We start from the raw sequence: 14,773 nt of genomic DNA, 5'->3' as shown, positions 1-14,773 counted from the left end.
CGCTACCCGAATCCAGTCTATTTGTACCCGTATCGGGATGAACGGGGACGTTGGCTACGACTAAATGTTCAGGCGTTTGAAAGCAGAAGGCGTGACGCCGAACTGCTTTTGGAAGGCGGCGCTAAAGTGGCTGGCGTTGGCATAGCCCAGATCGGTGGCGACCACCATGACGGGCGCGCCTGTGACAAACAGCCGACGCCGCGCCTCGTGCATACGTTCGGCCTGAAATAACCCATAGATACTGTTATTGAAGAGTTGACGGAATCCACGTTTCAGCTTGAGTACGCTTAATCCGGTTTCTCTGGAGAGCATGGCGATAGTCGGAGCCTGTGACAGATCCGCCAGCAGCAGATCTTTGGCCCGCAGCAGCTTTTGGCGATCGGCCAGGCTGAGCGCGTCTTGCTGGGGAACCGCGTCGGCATGTCCGGCGACGGCGAGACTCACCAGAATCATGCTTTGCCCCAGTAACCACAGCGGCGCATGACGGTTTTCACCGGCCTGCTGCGGGTGCGTCAGGCTGGACAGCGCGTGGCTTAACACTTGCGCGGTTGCCCGCATTTCGGCATTGCAGTCGCAGTGGGTGCAGAGCCGGCCGGAATCCAGCTGCTGTTGCAGGTTACCGGTGAGATCCGGCACCCAGCTAGCCAGTAACTCAGGGCTCAGCGACACCGTGACGCTTTTAAACTGTCCGGCGTAGGATGACGTACCCTGACAGTCCGGGGTATAGCTAATACAACCCGCCCCTTGCTTCAGTACATGTTCCCGTCCCCGATCGCCTTTCAGGGCAAATTGTGAATCCCCCTGCAACGAACAGGAAAAATTGATGCGTCCCCAGTCGTCGTGCAAATGCATGGTGGTGGGCTGCCGGAACTGTCCGCGCCACACCAGAATATCCAGCCCTTCCTGAAGCGTAGCGCGCAGCAGGCTACAGTCCGCACCAGTATCCGGCCGCATGACGTGCAGTTCAGCGATCAAATTCGAAAGGGTGACTTCAGGCTCGCTTTCGGCTTTCAGTGGGGAGGCATTCAATGGACAGACTCCTGAAGAGACGGGGTGCGGTCATCGGACGATCATCGCACCGCAGTTGATGACAGCAACCCGTACCGATTCGGGTAGAAATCGGCTCGAATCGGGTAGATATGCAATTGAGAATAGTTATTATTCCTGACTTTATTGCCGCCGTCGAGTTGATTTGCTTGCGTTACGGGTAAGGCGACTGTGCGGGAAGGAGAAAAGAGAACAACTATGCCACATTCCGCTGTTGAGCGCGGTTCATCCGCTGCCACGCCGCCTTCTACGTCACAGAACCGAGCCTGGCACATTATGCATCCCGTAAGAGGGCAGATTCGTCTGGCGATGTGCCTGTCGGGGCTGTCGGTTCTGGCTGGCATCGCATTTCTGCTTTTTCTGGCGTGGAGTATCCAACTGCTGATCGTGCAACCCGCGTCATGGCCGCTGTTGACGATCGTCGGAGCGTTGCTGTGCCTGTGTGCCAGCTATCTGCTGCGTCTGCTGGCCTTTAATCAGTCTCACTACGCTGCGTTTCGGCTGGAGAATCAGATTCGCAGCGCGTTGGCGGAACAACTGGCGCGGATCCCGCTGGGTGAGGTGCAGCGTCTCGGCACCGGTTCGCTGGCGAAGATCGTGCAGGATGATGTCAAAGCGCTGCACCTGTTTGTGGCAGACAGCACGCCGCTCTATGCCCGTGCCTTCGTAGCACCGCTATGTACGGGCGCGTTGCTGTTTTGGCTGGACTGGCGTCTGGCACTGGCGGCCTTGCTGGTGCTGGTCATCGGAGCCGTGGTGTTGAGGTTGGCGATGCGCAATGCCGGCGAGATGAACCAGCGCTATAACCAGGCGCGGGAAGACGTCAGCACCGCGGTGATCGAATTTGTGCAGGCAATGCCGGTGGTGCGCACCTTCGATACGGGGGCCTCAACGTTTGGGCGCTACCAGCAGGCACTGGAAAATTATCTGGACGTGCTTACGCGCTGGTATCAGCAGGCAGGTTTCTCGGCGCGTTTCTCCTTCGCGGTGCTTAATCCGCTTCCAACGCTGCTGGTGCTGTGCTGGGTGGCCTACGGTTTCTATCACGCCGGCGAGCTTGATTTCAGCCTGTGGGTTGCCGTGCTACTGCTTGGTAATGGCATGGCGGAGGCCGTCATGCCGATGATGGCGCTGAACCATATGGTAGCGAAAACCCGATTGAGCATCAGCCGGATTCAGGACGTGCTGGCGTTGTCGCCGCTGCCGGAAGCGGAAAGTGATGCCTTGCCTGCCGATGCCAGCGTGAGCGTTGAGCAGGTCAGTTTCCGCTACGACCAGCACGCGAGTGACTGGGTACTGGAGGACGTTAGTTTTCAGGTGCCAGCCGGATCGGTCACGGCGCTGGTAGGGGCGTCTGGCGCAGGGAAAACCACCGTGGCGCGGCTCATTCCCCGCTTTTGGGATGTGACGGCCGGGTGCATTTTGATTGGCGGCGTTGATATCCGGCAGATGAAAACCGCCACGCTTATGCAGCAGGTGTCGTTTGTTTTTCAGGAATCCTTCCTGTTTGCGGACACCATCGCTAATAACATCCGGCTCGGCTTGCCTGAAAAAAGTATGGAAGAGGTGGTTGCCGCCGCGACGGCGGCGCAGGCGCACGATTTTATCATGGCGCTACCGCAGGGTTACGACACGCTGGCCGGTGAGCGTGGTCAGTTCCTGTCCGGCGGACAGCGCCAGCGTATCGCGATTGCGCGGGCGCTGTTGCATAACCGACCGATTCTGGTGCTGGATGAACCGACGGCGTTTGCCGACCCGGAAAACGAGGCGGCGCTGCTGGCAGCGCTTGGCGTCCTGATGCAGGGTAAAACGGTCATCATGGTGGCGCACCGCCTGTCGACGATCCGCGATGCTGACCAGATCGTGGTCTTCGACCGTGGAAGGCTGAGCGAATCGGGTCGTCATGACGTACTGCTGGCAGCACAAGGCCGCTATAGCGAACTGTGGCGACACTATGAGCAGGCGCAGAACTGGGCGCTAGGCCACGCACCGTGCAGCACATCGTTGAGCAACGGACAGTCGGGAGATCGCGCGTGATGAACAAAAACCATACCGTCATAACGATGCAGTTATCCGCATGGTGGCACACGTATCGTCAGTTGGAGCGGGTGACGGGTTCACAGTCTCGGCTGTTCCGTCGGTGTTGCTTAAGTCTGCTGGCAGCGGCTGTTGCGCAGGGGCTGGCGCTGGCGTGCCTGTTTCCGCTGCTGTCTGTGTTCACCCACGCGGCGGCTTCCCACGAGATAGCGATGTGGCTGGCGATCATGACGATCCTAAGTCTGTTGACGCTGGTGCTGCGCTGGTATGGACAAGGGTTTGAATATCGCGGGCAGCTTGCGGCAGCGACCCATGAGCTGCGTATGCGTTTGGGGGAACAACTGCGGAACATGCCGTTAACCACGCTCCAGTCCGCGCGGGCGGGGGACATTAACGCGCTGCTGCTGGGCAGCGTGGATGAGAACCTGAACTATATGCTGGCGATAGTCAACCAACTGCTGCTGGCTATCGTAACGCCTATCGTGATAGCGCTCGTCATGCTGCTGGTGGAATGGCGATTAGGCATGAGTCTGCTGCTGATCTTTCCCGCCATCGCGCTGCTTTATCGCTGGAGGCGACCGGCATTTGCGCACACGATGCAGGCGCTGGCGGAGGCGAATCAGCAAACCAGCGCCGATATTGTGGAATATGTGCAGGGGCTTGCCGTCCTGAGAACCAGCTGTCAGCAGGCTGAACGCACGTCGGCACTGCGTCAGCGTTTTCAGCATCTACAGCAGATACAAACGTCGGCTCACCGCCGCGGTGCCAAACCCGGTGCGGTGGTCGCCAGCGTCGTGGAATTGGGCCTGCAAGGTGTGCTGATTTTTGGTATCAGCGGCGTTGTGGTGGGCGCGTGGGATATAGCCATCATCGCTGCGATGATGGTGATGGTGGTGCGGTTCTCTGAACCGCTAGCGACGTTTGTCAGCTATACGGCTGTGCTGGAATTGATTAATACGGCGCTGCATCGCATTGACGATCTGCTGGCGATTGAACCGCTTCCCGTACATCAGCCTGTCGAGATGCCGACAACGTATGCGATTACGTTCGAGCAAGTGAGTTTTCGCTATGCCAACGAGGCTGAGGCGGTGCTCGATAGCGTCGATATCGTGCTGCCGGAAAAGGGGATGACGGCGTTGGTCGGGCCGTCAGGCTCGGGGAAAACGACAATAACGCGACTGCTCATGCGCCATACGGATCCTCAACATGGACGCGTGTGTATCGGCGGCGTGGATATCCGCTGTATTCCAACGCGTGAATTGAACAAACTGATTTCCGTGGTGTTTCAGGATGTCTATCTGTTTGATGATTCAGTGCTGGCGAACATTCGGATGGCGCGGCCGGATGCCAGCGATGCCGAGGTTGAGCAGGCTGCGGACGCCGCGCAGTGTCTGGCATTTATTCAACGGTTGCCGCAGGGATGGCAAACACGGCTGGGTGATATCGGTGGCAGGTTATCCGGCGGTGAACGGCAGCGTATTTCGATTGCTCGGGCATTACTAAAGGACGCGCCGATTGTGATTCTGGACGAACCGACGGCGGCGTTGGATACCGAAAGTGAACTCGCCGTACAGCGGGCGATTGACAGGCTGGTTCAGGACAAGACGGTTATTGTCATCGCACATCGATTATCGACCATTGTGGGGGCACATCGAATTCTGGTTGTCGAGAATGGGGGGATTTCCCAGCTGGGAACACATAGTGAATTACTGCATGCTGAAGGCCGTTATCGCGCGTTGTGGAACGCACAGCAGTCTATTTCACTAAGGTGAAATAGACTTGATGGGATTATAAGGGTTCAGGCTTGATAAGCTGTAATTCTACGCCCAGTCTAATGGCATGTTTGGCATTCAGCACGCCGAGTTTTTTTACCACATTGCCAATATGAAATTTCACGGTGCTGATTTTGATATCCAGAATCAGCGCAATTTCTGGGTAAGTTTTTCCCATGCTGGCCCAGTAAAGGATTTCGTTTTCACGCTGGGAGAAAATCTCTTTGTCACCTTGCTTTTTGCTCTGCGGGCTTTGCGCCATCTCTTTGTAAAGCGTGGTGATTTTCTCATGAACGGCGATGAGCAGCATTTGCAGTTTGTCTTTGTTTTCCTCAACAGTATTTTCCATATCTGTTGGCGCGTGTTCTTCAAACATAATCGATAACGCCGCCAGATTATTATTGTTGTCATGCAAGACAAAGGTGTAGCCATTAACAATGTCGTACTCTTTTGACAGATTAAAAATCTTGGAGAACTTCAGCTTAGAGTTAATAACGATGTTGTCTTCCCAGGAGAACGGCGAGACTTTATTTATCGCCGTTAAAATAACCGGATCGATATGCTGATAATTATTTTCTTTATAGGTATTAACCCATTCCTGCGGGTAATTTGAGATGATCACAACCTGAGACGGGTTCTTCTTGTTCATGATCATGTAGGCGTATTTCAGGTCGCCATACTGCTTTAATTTTCGGCCAAGATAGCTTTTTATCGTGTTATTGATAATTTCATTGTCAGAGCAAAATACAGACATGTAACGGCCTCAATAAAAGCGAGAAAGTATCCATGATATAGATGGCATCCTAAAAGTATAGTGCTGACCTATACCTAAGTCTAACTACTGTTACCCCATGATATCACTTATAATTTTTTCATGAACAGGGCAATTTATAAAAAATTCAAGACAGTAAATTTTAAAAAAATTGTTACAAATTGATTTGCCAACCCAGGGAATTACCCATAATTTTGTTTCTGTTCTGTCTACTGAATTTAGGGGGTGTGGTATCAAACCACGCGCCCTAAATTCAGTTCTCCCGTCATACTTCAAATTGCATATGCGTTGGCAATACTCGGCTCATCTTTGAGCCTCGCCCAAGAGGGCCGCCGCAAGCGGCGTTCAAATCAGCTAAGCCGATTTGTCCTCGCTCACCCCAGTCACTTACTGAAGTAAGCTCCAGAGGATTCACTGCGTTGCCCTACGGGTCAACGCTTAGCGTTGTGCAAAACGACAACGTTTTGTCCTGTAATTCGAATTATTTAGATATGCCGCTATTCGGCGCTGGATAGTAAATAATCCGTTTTCGCTTATCAACCCCGTCGTCCGTTGCTGTTCATCGTCATGTCTTTCTCCCCTTCGGCGTTTTTCAAGCTAGTTGCCACCATTGACCGATTTACGCTGCGCTAATATCTACACATTTTGACCAGTATATCGCTGATGCGGCGTGACGAACCTCAATTGTCTGCGCTTATGCTCGTCGTTATACCAACGCGTAAATTTCAGCACTCACTTCCTCGTTTTATCCAGATTCTTAAAGCCTGCTAATGGCCAATCTGGGCGGTATTTACATGTACGGAACAGCGACTCAGAAAAGGGAGGGGATGTTGCTCACTCGTGGCCGACTGTACGACGTTGACACACCATTTTTGTAAAATTAAAACTGAACCGTACGGTATGTTTTCGGTTTTTTCTGACTGCGGTGTCAAGAGCGGTGTGAGGTTTTCTTCTCAGGCAACATTTCTGTCACGATTTGGGATAAGGTGTTGGCAAATTCTGCCGATATTAATGATTCAGGGAATGTGGCCTGTACCTTAAAGATGCTAGCTGGCTGTTATACTGAAGAGGGTTGATATCCGTCTACTGGTCCGATCATTAGCATCGTTGGATGATAAGTCTGACACACTTAACAAATATTTACGTTTGACGCTGGATAAGATTGAAGAACACGACTATTACGTACAGTGGAGCGGTCGGATGTTGGTTCCTGTTTGCTCACATCTCGAATGTTGCCTTGTTACGGTATACCTATAATGACAATGACTCGCACTGAGGAAAACATGGATAATTTTCAAAAAGAAATTGATGAGAGAACAAACCTCACCTCTGCTAATAAATTTGAACTCTTGTTATTCCAGCTGGGCAAATCACCTGAAGGTGGCAAATCCGAGCTGTTTGGCATCAACGTGTTTAAACTGCGTGAGATAGTGCCAATGCCTACGCTGACCAAAGCGGCTGGCATGAAATCGCCAATGCTGGGTATGGTCAACATTCGTGGACAAATCATTCCCGTTATCGATCTTCCAGCTGTGGTTGGCAGTTCATCAGAAACCGGTCTGAATATTCTCCTTATCACGGAGTATGCACGTAGTACGCAGGCATTCGCCGTGGAGTCAGTCGACGATATCGTTCGTCTGGAGTGGAGTCAGGTTTTGACCGCTGAAGCGGGCGTGAGCGGTTCCTATATCACCAGTATCGCGCGTCTTGATAACGACAAAGACAGCAACCGTCTGGCACTGGTGCTGGATGTTGAACAGATTCTGTTTGATATCATTCCTGGCGAGCGCGAAACCAAGCTCAAGAGCACAGAAGATAAAATTTACCCTTATACGCCAGGTGCGATTGCGATTGTGGCGGAAGATTCCAAAGTTGCTCGTTCGTTGCTTGAGCAGGGGCTAACCCAGATGGGTATTCCGTTTAGTATGCACGTCACCGGACAGGATGCTTGGAACAAGATTCGACAAATTGCGCAAGAAGCACAGTCAGAAGGCCGACCTATCTCGGATAAGATTTCGCTTGTACTGACCGATTTGGAAATGCCGGAAATGGATGGCTTTACGCTGACAAGAAACATCAAGCGTGAAGAATATCTGAAGAATATTCCTGTCGTGATCCACTCTTCGCTGTCCGGTAGCGCGAACGAAGATCACGTACGCAATGTTGGCGCAGATGCTTACGTCGCGAAATTCGAGATCAATGAGCTGTCGACGGCGATTCAGACGGTGCTGAATAAAGTGAAAGTACGCCGCTAATTCGTCAATCGCGCGTATTACCCCTATTCGGCCTTTGCTTCCTCCTTAACGGGAGAAGCCAAAGGCCGATTTTTTTAGTTGTTGAATACCGCCAGCATTGCTCGGCAGGCGGCAGAAGATTAATCCAGATCGGCTGCCTGATGGCGCTCGGCGACCTGCTCAGATTCTTCGCCCCAGGTACGGTTGACCTTGCGACCACGGATTACCGCCGGGCGGGCAGCAATCTCGTCGGCCCAGCGTTTTACATGCGTATAGTCGTGTACGGACAGGAACTCTCCGGCGGAATAAAGTGTGTTTTGTACCAACCCACCGTACCACGGCCAAACTGCAATATCGGCAATCGTATAGTTGTCGCCGGCCAGATAGTGGTTCTCCGCCAGTTGACGGTTGAGCACATCCAACTGACGCTTGGTTTCCATCGTGAAACGGTTGATCGGGTATTCAAATTTTTCCGGCGCGTAGGCGTAGAAATGGCCGAATCCACCGCCAACGTAAGGGGCGGAACCCATCTGCCAGAAGAGCCAGTTCAGGGTTTCGGTGCGCGTGGCGAGGTCATTCGGCAGCAGCGCACCAAATTTCTCTGCCAGGTACACCAGAATGGAGCCGGACTCAAACACGCGAATCGGTTTTTCGCCGCTTTGGTCAAGCAGCGCCGGGATTTTGGAGTTCGGATTGACATCGACAAACCCGCTGGAGAACTGATCGCCATCGCCTATCTTAATCAGCCAGGCATCGTACTCGGCACCTGAATGGCCCAGCGCCAGCAGCTCTTCCAGCATGATTGTCACTTTCACGCCATTTGGCGTTGCCAGCGAGTAAAGCTGAAGCGGATGTTTGCCAACGGGCAGCGCTTTTTCGTGCGTTGGGCCAGCTATCGGACGGTTAATATTGGCAAAAGCACCGCCGGAAGAGGCCGGCTGCCAGACTTTTGGCGGCACATACGTTGGGGAGGTAGCCATTCAAAAACTCCTTATGCATGAAAAGAGAGCGAGTTAAGTCAATACCATAACAAACTCACGCAGCTCGCTGATACCGTTCTGTGCTATCTCTACTTATTTAGCAACTGTCTTGAACACTATTTTTCATGAGGTAATCAGGTGAAAAGACGCATCCCATTCCTTACCCGTTTTGAGCATAGCGTTCAGAATAGTCAGAAGTTTGCGCATGCAGGCAACCAGCGCGACTTTTTTCGGTTTGCCCGCCGTCACGAGACGCGTATAAAACGCGTGAATCACCGGATTAAACCGAGTCGCGACCAACGTTGCCATATACAACACGCTACGGACGTGGGCCCTACCACCAAATATTGTCCGCTTGCCCCGCATTTTGCCAGAGTCCCGATTGAGGGGCGCGACGCCTGCCAGCGCACTAATCTCGCGGCGCGAGAGTTTTCCCAGTTCGGGTATCTCTGCCAGCAACGTAGCGGTGGTCGTGGTTCCGACGCCTTTGACGCTATTGAGTAAACCGGACAAGGCGCTGAAGTGAATCTGAACATGCCTGTTCATGTCGTGGTCTATGCGAGCCAGCTCGTGTTTCAGCGCATCAATAATCGTTTTTATGCTCTTACGAGCCTGAGGATGAGCCTGAGTAAGGCGGTTACGTTCAGCGACAAGCATGGTCACGAGTTGGCGTCGGCGAGTGACGAGAGCCGCCAGAGCCTGACGTTGAGGGTCTGGCAGCGGTTGAATAAAACGTTCGCGCTCAGGATGACGGTCGATGACCTCGGCCATCATAGCCAAGGCTTTGGCATCAATCGTGTCGGTTTTGGCGAGGTATCCCATGGCCCGCGCGAAGTCTCTGGCCTGACGTGGGTTGATAACCACGACCTCAAACCCAGCGGCTTGTAACGAACAAGCGAGTGGGGCTTCGAGGCCACCAGTAGCCTCCATGAGGATAAGGGAAACAGGATGTTTTGCCAGTTCAGCCAGAATAGCGTCAAAGCCATCGAGGTCATTCCTGGCGGAAAAGGGCGGCAATGCGGAACCGATAGCGACATCGAGGGAGGCTTTGGAAACATCAATGCCGATGTGAAGTAAATTTGGCAGACTCATTTTTACCCCTCCTTGCAAATACGAAATGAGGTCAAACAACTGTACGGGTTTCAGATGAGTGACGCGGTTCATGCGCAATGAGCTAAATAACGGGCTTAGAAACCCCAGGGTAAACCAGGCTACATGAACCGTGCCAAACCTACATTGTCAATAATACCTAAACTTCAAGATACAAGGGTATAACGCGAGATCCGCACATTGCTAAGGGAAGAAATCAATGTACGGATCGCCATCAAGGCTTAATAGCCGACGGTAAAGCGCTGACGAGAGTGTGCCGGATTTTCAATTTCATCAACCAGCGCAATGGCATAGTCTTCGAAGGAAATGCTACTGCCTTTATCGTTACTCAGCAGCGTGTCTTTGCCGAGGCGGAAGGTGCCTGTGCGTTGGCCCGGAACAAATTCGGCGGACGGTGAGAGGAATGACCAATCAAGATCTTTCTCCTGTTTTAACAAGTCGAGAAAGGCTGCGCCGCGAGAGGCCTCAGGACGATAAGCATCAGGGAAGTTTGGTTGATCGATCAGGCGCTGGCCGGGTGCAACTTCAAGGCTCCCCGCGCCGCCGACGACCAGATAGCGTTTCACGCCTGCGGCTTTAACGGCTGCAATCAGGGTAGCCGGATCGGACGAACCAAATTTAACGGCGCTGACCACGACGTCATATCCTTTGAATAATGCGACCAGCGCATCTTTGTCCAGCGCGTCACCCTGCTTAGCGGTAACGTTCGGCAGTGAAGCAATTTTTTCTGGCGAGCGTGCGATGGCGGTCACCGTATGCCCACGGTCCGATAATTCTTTAAGAATGCGCGAACCGGCATCGCCTGAGGCGCCAATGAGAGCGATATGTGACATGTAGACTCCTTATTCTCTTGTTTTGGGACTAAGTAACAAAAATAGACTATAGAGAATCTGGATGGTACATTCCCGACTTTCTCTCCACAAGAAGTCACCGGTATGCAACCAGGTCACATAACAATGACTAATGACACCCTCAACGATGACGCGGTTAGCCAAAAAACATCGCCAGCGGAAAACCCCAACGATTCCGCGTTTGATCATCCTTGCCCGATCCGTGATGTGCTGGATCGCATCGGCGATCGGTGGAGTTTGTTAATACTAGAAGCGCTGGCGCAACAGACGCTGCGTTTTAATGAATTACATCGCCATATCGACGATATTTCGCGTCAGATGCTGTCACGCACGCTAAAACGACTCGAAGCTGATGGGTTCATACATCGGACGATCTATGCGGAAGTTCCCCCGCGCGTGGAATACACGCTGACACCATTAGGGCACTCCTTTTTGCAACCCATGCAGTTGTTGATTCAGTGGGCTGATAAGAACCATGCCGAAATTTGCCGCTCTCGCCGTCAGGCCAGACAAAACAATGCTTGAACGGCCATTTGACGCTTAATCAATGGCTCTTTCCAATCTAATGCAAGAACCGGGATGTTGAACTGCCGGACGGCTCGCATTACGAATTTATGCTATAGCACCTCCCGCAGGTTGCCCAGCAAAGAGGCGCTTGTCCTACCGGTTTACGTCGGCTGTCGCCTCATTAAGCAGCGTGAGATAGCGTTGGCTTGAGATGTTCCTGCCGGTGATGACGCAGACGGTTTTGCTTCCGCCAATTTCTTTCGCGTAGCGAATGGCTCCCGCGACAGCGGGCACCCCTGAAGGCTCGACGACATGGCGATGCAGATCGAGCATTGACAGCATCGCAGCTTTGATTTCGTCTTCAGAGACGGTGAGCACACGATCGACGCGATCGCGAACCAGCGGCCAGGTCATCGCGCTGGGCTCTATATAGCCACTCAAGCCCTCGGCGATGGAGGAGGCCAGATCGACGGGAATCGTTTCACCCGCTTCTTTCCAGCGGGTGAACGTTGGGCTCGCTTCACTTTGTATGCCCCATACTTCGATCGCGGGATTGATTGCTTTGGCCGCTGTCGCAATTCCTGAGATGAGCCCGCCACCGCCGATGTTCACCAGGATGATCTCTGCATCCATCCAGTCTTCCATGATTTCAAGACCGACAGTGCCACCGCCTGCAATCATATGTGGGTTGTCGTAGGCAGAAACGAAGGCAGCACCTGACTGCTGCGCCGCTGCGATAGCTGCTTGCCTCGCTTCTTCTATGTCATCAAAGAACGTAATGCGTGCGCCACAGCCTTTCATGGCTGCGACCTTCATGGGATCTGCCGCGCGTGGCAAAAAGATGGTTACGGGGATGCCTGCGACCTGCCCAGCATAGGCGAGTCCTAACCCGTGGTTTCCTGCCGTTGGGGCGATGACGCCAACGCGTCGCTGTTCTGCATCCAGGTTGGCAAGAACGTTTGCTGCCCCCCGTAGTTTGAAGCTACCGGTCTGCTGAAGGTTTTCCATTTTGAGTCGAATTTCTGCACCAACAAGAGCGGATAATTCCTGCGAGTGGTCTAGCGGTGTTCTGCGTATTGTTGCTTTGATCTGCTGAGACGCGGCGTAAATGTCCTTCAGCGTTACAGAGTCGGTTGCCCTTTGGTGTTTGCTTGTCATAGTATTCTCCTATCAACTGTATATGGAAATAACTATATAGGTGTTTGGCTATATGAACAAGCGTGTGACGACAACTGCCGATGTGCTGCGAGCGCTCGGCAATGAGCAACGGCTCATCATTCTGGAATGGCTGGCCGATCCCCGCGCGCACTTCCCGGAACAGCAGGACGGGGATCTGGTTAACGATGGGGTCTGTGTCGGTTTTATCACCGAGAAGATCGGCCTGAGCCAGCCGACCGTCACCGGCCATCTTCAATATCTTTCGAAAGCTGGGATTGTCACATCGAAACGCATCAAAAACTGGGTGTTCTACAAGCTCGTCCCTGAGCGCTTAGACGAGGCAACCTCGGTATTGTCTGAGCTTGCAAAGGTTGCCTCGCGTCAACATAAACCGTCAGAATAGGCGGTTAGCCGTCATCGCTTCCCCTGAGACTTAGCTGAGTGAGCCCGCGCAGCCCAGCTTGGCAGACGGGTGAAGACAAGGGCGGCAAGCACCATACCGCCAGCCAGAAAGAAGGTCAGCTGCATGCCATGTGCGAGGGAAGTGGGGGCGGCATGGGCAAAATCTTCCGTACCGACACCCAAAGCGAAAACCTGCCCCATGATCGAGGCACCGACAATCAACCCAATATTGCGCGACAGGTTAAGCAGGCCAGAGACGGTACCGCGCTGGTTTCCGGGAACCTCGGCAAGGGTGGCGGTGTTGTTGGCCGCCTGAAAGAGTTGGTAGCCCGGCGTCAGGACAATAATGGCAAGAATGTATCCCGTGACGCCGAGCAGATTGGGCAGGATCGCCAGCATAAAGGTGCCAGCAATCACGAGGGTGAGTCCGACGATGAGTGCCTGTCCAAACCCCCAGGTATCAACCAATCGCCCTGATGGAATCCCGCTAAAGGTCGCAACGGCAGGGCCAATGGCCATCACCAGTCCCACCAGCGTTTCCTTCAGTCCAAGACCCAAGCCAAGATAATAGGGGCCGACGATTAACGTCGTCATAATAACGGCGGTGACGGCCGCATTGATCGTGAGATTCGACAACAGCGTGGTGTTCCGCAACGACAATCCCCCTGAGGGCGACGCTTTTTCCTTCACTGGCGTGGCTGGCAATAGAGCAAAGGCCATGAACAGAACGATCGTGACTAGCGGGATCTGTATCCAGAACAGGCTACGCCATCCCGCTATCGCAAGAAGGAACCCTCCGACAGAAGGGCCAAGCGCGGTACCGAGTGCGGATACTGTTCCCACTATACCCATTGCTCGCCCGACATGCTTCTCACCGGCTGTTTGCCTCAGCAGTGCCATACCGAGCGTCATCAGGAAGGCTGCACCGATCCCCTGAAGTGCTCTTGCCCCGATAAGCGACCACAGCTGGGGGGCAATGGCGCACAGCAGCGACGCGATGGCGAAGAGTACAAGACCTGCAATAAAAACGGGTTTCAGCCCATAGCGATCGCCAACACGACCCGCGATCACAACCGAAAGCGCCATGGCCGCAAGATAGGCGATGACAACGGCCTGCACCTGCGCGAAGGGCGCTGAAAATACGGCTGTCAGCGTCGGAAGGGCAATATTGGCAATGCTTGTTCCCAGCGAGGCCGACAGTATTGCGAGTGCCAGTGTGAGGGTGACCCCCGATTTGGCGTGCTCTGGTTCGCCCGGTTGGTTAATTGTCATTTTTTATCCTTGTCAGAATGTGGGTTCCAGAGCATGCTACGAATTAAAGTCGACTTGAGGTCAAGCATGAAATTTCTGGATATAGGCGAAATCGCGCAGAAGAGTGGAATCAAGCCTTCGGCGCTGCGTTATTACGAAGAGATTGGGCTAATTGCTTCGGTGTCCCGCCATGGGCTTCGGCGGCAGTTTCCTGCCGACGTGCTGCTGCAACTCAGGTTGATTACGATGGGGAAATCGGCGGGATTTTCACTACAAGAAATCGCCGGCATGTTTAACAAGGATGGGGTGCCGGATTTGCCCCGCGCCGCGCTGCATCAGAAGGCCGACGACATCGATCGGCAAATTCAGGAGTTGAAGGTATTGCGTGACACGCTGCGGCACGTTGCCGACTGTTCTGCGCCATCGCATATGGCGTGTCCGACGTTCAGGAAACTCGTGGAGACCACGCATCGAAAGAGCCAGATGCGCAATCAAACGAGCAAGTCAGCCACGCGAAAAGTGCCTCAGAAGACGAAAGAATAACGTGTAATCCGCTATCCGTGGCGAATGTCTCTAGGCTGGCAGAACCGCATAAACCGGATATGCAACCGGTTTCTTATTTCTGTTCATGCCCTCTTTTTTCCTCTAGAAT

The 14,773-nt window shown here is 53.4% G+C and carries 13 protein-coding genes; 6 read left to right on the top strand and 7 right to left on the bottom strand.

Translation table 11 applies throughout. The features are described 5' to 3' along the window. Positions 1-60: 60 nt before the first annotated feature. Entirely contained in the window at positions 61-1,029 is a 969-nt protein-coding gene (locus tag DMB82_RS13255; protein WP_116164714.1) for a helix-turn-helix transcriptional regulator, read from the bottom strand. Positions 1,030-1,245: 216 nt separating this feature from the next. Between DMB82_RS13255 and DMB82_RS13250 the strand changes: the two genes are divergently transcribed. Both DMB82_RS13250 and DMB82_RS13245 read left to right on the top strand, forming a co-directional pair. Further along, positions 1,246-3,084 (top strand): ABC transporter ATP-binding protein, encoded by a 1,839-nt coding sequence (locus DMB82_RS13250; RefSeq protein ID WP_116156253.1) that lies wholly within the window; start codon positions 1,246-1,248, stop codon positions 3,082-3,084. Continuing rightward, the gene (locus DMB82_RS13245; protein WP_116164716.1) at positions 3,084-4,856 is read left to right on the top strand and encodes an ABC transporter ATP-binding protein; all 1,773 of its coding nucleotides are present in this window, start codon (positions 3,084-3,086) and stop codon (positions 4,854-4,856) included. Before DMB82_RS13250 ends, DMB82_RS13245 begins: the two co-directional genes overlap by 1 nt. A 16-nt stretch (positions 4,857-4,872) precedes the next feature. Here DMB82_RS13245 and DMB82_RS13240 read toward each other — a convergent pair whose 3' ends face one another. Beyond that, positions 4,873-5,610: a LuxR family transcriptional regulator gene (locus DMB82_RS13240; RefSeq protein WP_102118650.1), complete on the bottom strand. Its 738-nt coding sequence runs from the start codon at positions 5,608-5,610 to the stop codon at positions 4,873-4,875. Positions 5,611-6,911: 1,301 nt separating this feature from the next. Here DMB82_RS13240 and DMB82_RS13235 point away from each other — a divergent pair. Further along, the gene (locus DMB82_RS13235) at positions 6,912-7,883 is read left to right on the top strand and encodes a chemotaxis protein (protein ID WP_116164717.1); all 972 of its coding nucleotides are present in this window, start codon (positions 6,912-6,914) and stop codon (positions 7,881-7,883) included. A 119-nt stretch (positions 7,884-8,002) separates the two neighbouring features. Here the strand turns inward: DMB82_RS13235 and yghU are convergent, their stop codons facing one another. From yghU to DMB82_RS13220, 3 genes are all read right to left on the bottom strand, one after another. After that, entirely contained in the window at positions 8,003-8,842 is an 840-nt protein-coding gene (gene yghU / locus DMB82_RS13230; RefSeq protein WP_102118652.1) for a glutathione-dependent disulfide-bond oxidoreductase, read from the bottom strand. A 123-nt stretch (positions 8,843-8,965) separates the two neighbouring features. After that, positions 8,966-9,934, bottom strand: a complete 969-nt coding sequence (locus DMB82_RS13225; RefSeq protein ID WP_102119603.1) for an IS110 family RNA-guided transposase — start codon at positions 9,932-9,934, stop codon at positions 8,966-8,968. Between the two features lie 239 nt (positions 9,935-10,173). Next, entirely contained in the window at positions 10,174-10,785 is a 612-nt protein-coding gene (locus tag DMB82_RS13220; protein ID WP_102118653.1) for an NAD(P)-dependent oxidoreductase, read from the bottom strand. 102 nt (positions 10,786-10,887) lie between these two features. Between DMB82_RS13220 and DMB82_RS13215 the strand changes: the two genes are divergently transcribed. Next, positions 10,888-11,328, top strand: a complete 441-nt coding sequence (locus DMB82_RS13215) for a winged helix-turn-helix transcriptional regulator (RefSeq protein ID WP_102118654.1) — start codon at positions 10,888-10,890, stop codon at positions 11,326-11,328. Positions 11,329-11,463: 135 nt separating this feature from the next. Here the strand turns inward: DMB82_RS13215 and DMB82_RS13210 are convergent, their stop codons facing one another. Beyond that, complete coding sequence (locus tag DMB82_RS13210; RefSeq protein ID WP_116164023.1) at positions 11,464-12,468, bottom strand: threonine ammonia-lyase; 1,005 nt, start codon at positions 12,466-12,468, stop codon at positions 11,464-11,466. A 52-nt stretch (positions 12,469-12,520) separates the two neighbouring features. On the opposite strand from DMB82_RS13210, the gene DMB82_RS13205 reads away from it, so the two are divergent. After that, positions 12,521-12,871 carry an ArsR/SmtB family transcription factor gene (locus DMB82_RS13205; RefSeq protein WP_102118677.1) on the top strand — a complete coding sequence of 117 codons (351 nt, stop codon included), beginning with the start codon at positions 12,521-12,523 and terminating at the stop codon, positions 12,869-12,871. Positions 12,872-12,882: 11 nt separating this feature from the next. Here the strand turns inward: DMB82_RS13205 and DMB82_RS13200 are convergent, their stop codons facing one another. Beyond that, complete coding sequence (locus DMB82_RS13200) at positions 12,883-14,142, bottom strand: MFS transporter (protein ID WP_102118656.1); 1,260 nt, start codon at positions 14,140-14,142, stop codon at positions 12,883-12,885. Between the two features lie 66 nt (positions 14,143-14,208). On the opposite strand from DMB82_RS13200, the gene DMB82_RS13195 reads away from it, so the two are divergent. Continuing rightward, complete coding sequence (locus DMB82_RS13195; RefSeq protein ID WP_102118657.1) at positions 14,209-14,664, top strand: helix-turn-helix domain-containing protein; 456 nt, start codon at positions 14,209-14,211, stop codon at positions 14,662-14,664. Positions 14,665-14,773: the final 109 nt, after the last annotated feature.

Source organism: Pectobacterium aquaticum (assembly GCF_003382565.3).
GTDB lineage: Bacteria > Pseudomonadota > Gammaproteobacteria > Enterobacterales > Enterobacteriaceae > Pectobacterium > Pectobacterium aquaticum.
The sequence above is the reverse complement of the archived record's forward strand: the minus strand, read 5'-3'. Positions and strand labels throughout refer to the sequence as shown.

What these genes read in the sequence shown, in the direction of transcription:
- DMB82_RS13250 (WP_116156253.1), top strand. Translation starts at nt 1,246, where the DNA reads ATGCCACATTCCGCTGTTGAGCGCGGTTCATCCGCTGCCACGCCGCCT.
- DMB82_RS13245 (WP_116164716.1), top strand. Translation starts at nt 3,084, where the DNA reads ATGAACAAAAACCATACCGTCATAACGATGCAGTTATCCGCATGGTGG.
- DMB82_RS13240 (WP_102118650.1), bottom strand. Translation starts at nt 5,610, where the DNA reads ATGTCTGTATTTTGCTCTGACAATGAAATTATCAATAACACGATAAAA.
- DMB82_RS13235 (WP_116164717.1), top strand. Translation starts at nt 6,912, where the DNA reads ATGGATAATTTTCAAAAAGAAATTGATGAGAGAACAAACCTCACCTCT.
- yghU (WP_102118652.1), bottom strand. Translation starts at nt 8,842, where the DNA reads ATGGCTACCTCCCCAACGTATGTGCCGCCAAAAGTCTGGCAGCCGGCC.
- DMB82_RS13225 (WP_102119603.1), bottom strand. Translation starts at nt 9,934, where the DNA reads ATGAGTCTGCCAAATTTACTTCACATCGGCATTGATGTTTCCAAAGCC.
- DMB82_RS13220 (WP_102118653.1), bottom strand. Translation starts at nt 10,785, where the DNA reads ATGTCACATATCGCTCTCATTGGCGCCTCAGGCGATGCCGGTTCGCGC.
- DMB82_RS13215 (WP_102118654.1), top strand. Translation starts at nt 10,888, where the DNA reads ATGCAACCAGGTCACATAACAATGACTAATGACACCCTCAACGATGAC.
- DMB82_RS13210 (WP_116164023.1), bottom strand. Translation starts at nt 12,468, where the DNA reads ATGACAAGCAAACACCAAAGGGCAACCGACTCTGTAACGCTGAAGGAC.
- DMB82_RS13205 (WP_102118677.1), top strand. Translation starts at nt 12,521, where the DNA reads ATGAACAAGCGTGTGACGACAACTGCCGATGTGCTGCGAGCGCTCGGC.
- DMB82_RS13200 (WP_102118656.1), bottom strand. Translation starts at nt 14,142, where the DNA reads ATGACAATTAACCAACCGGGCGAACCAGAGCACGCCAAATCGGGGGTC.
- DMB82_RS13195 (WP_102118657.1), top strand. Translation starts at nt 14,209, where the DNA reads ATGAAATTTCTGGATATAGGCGAAATCGCGCAGAAGAGTGGAATCAAG.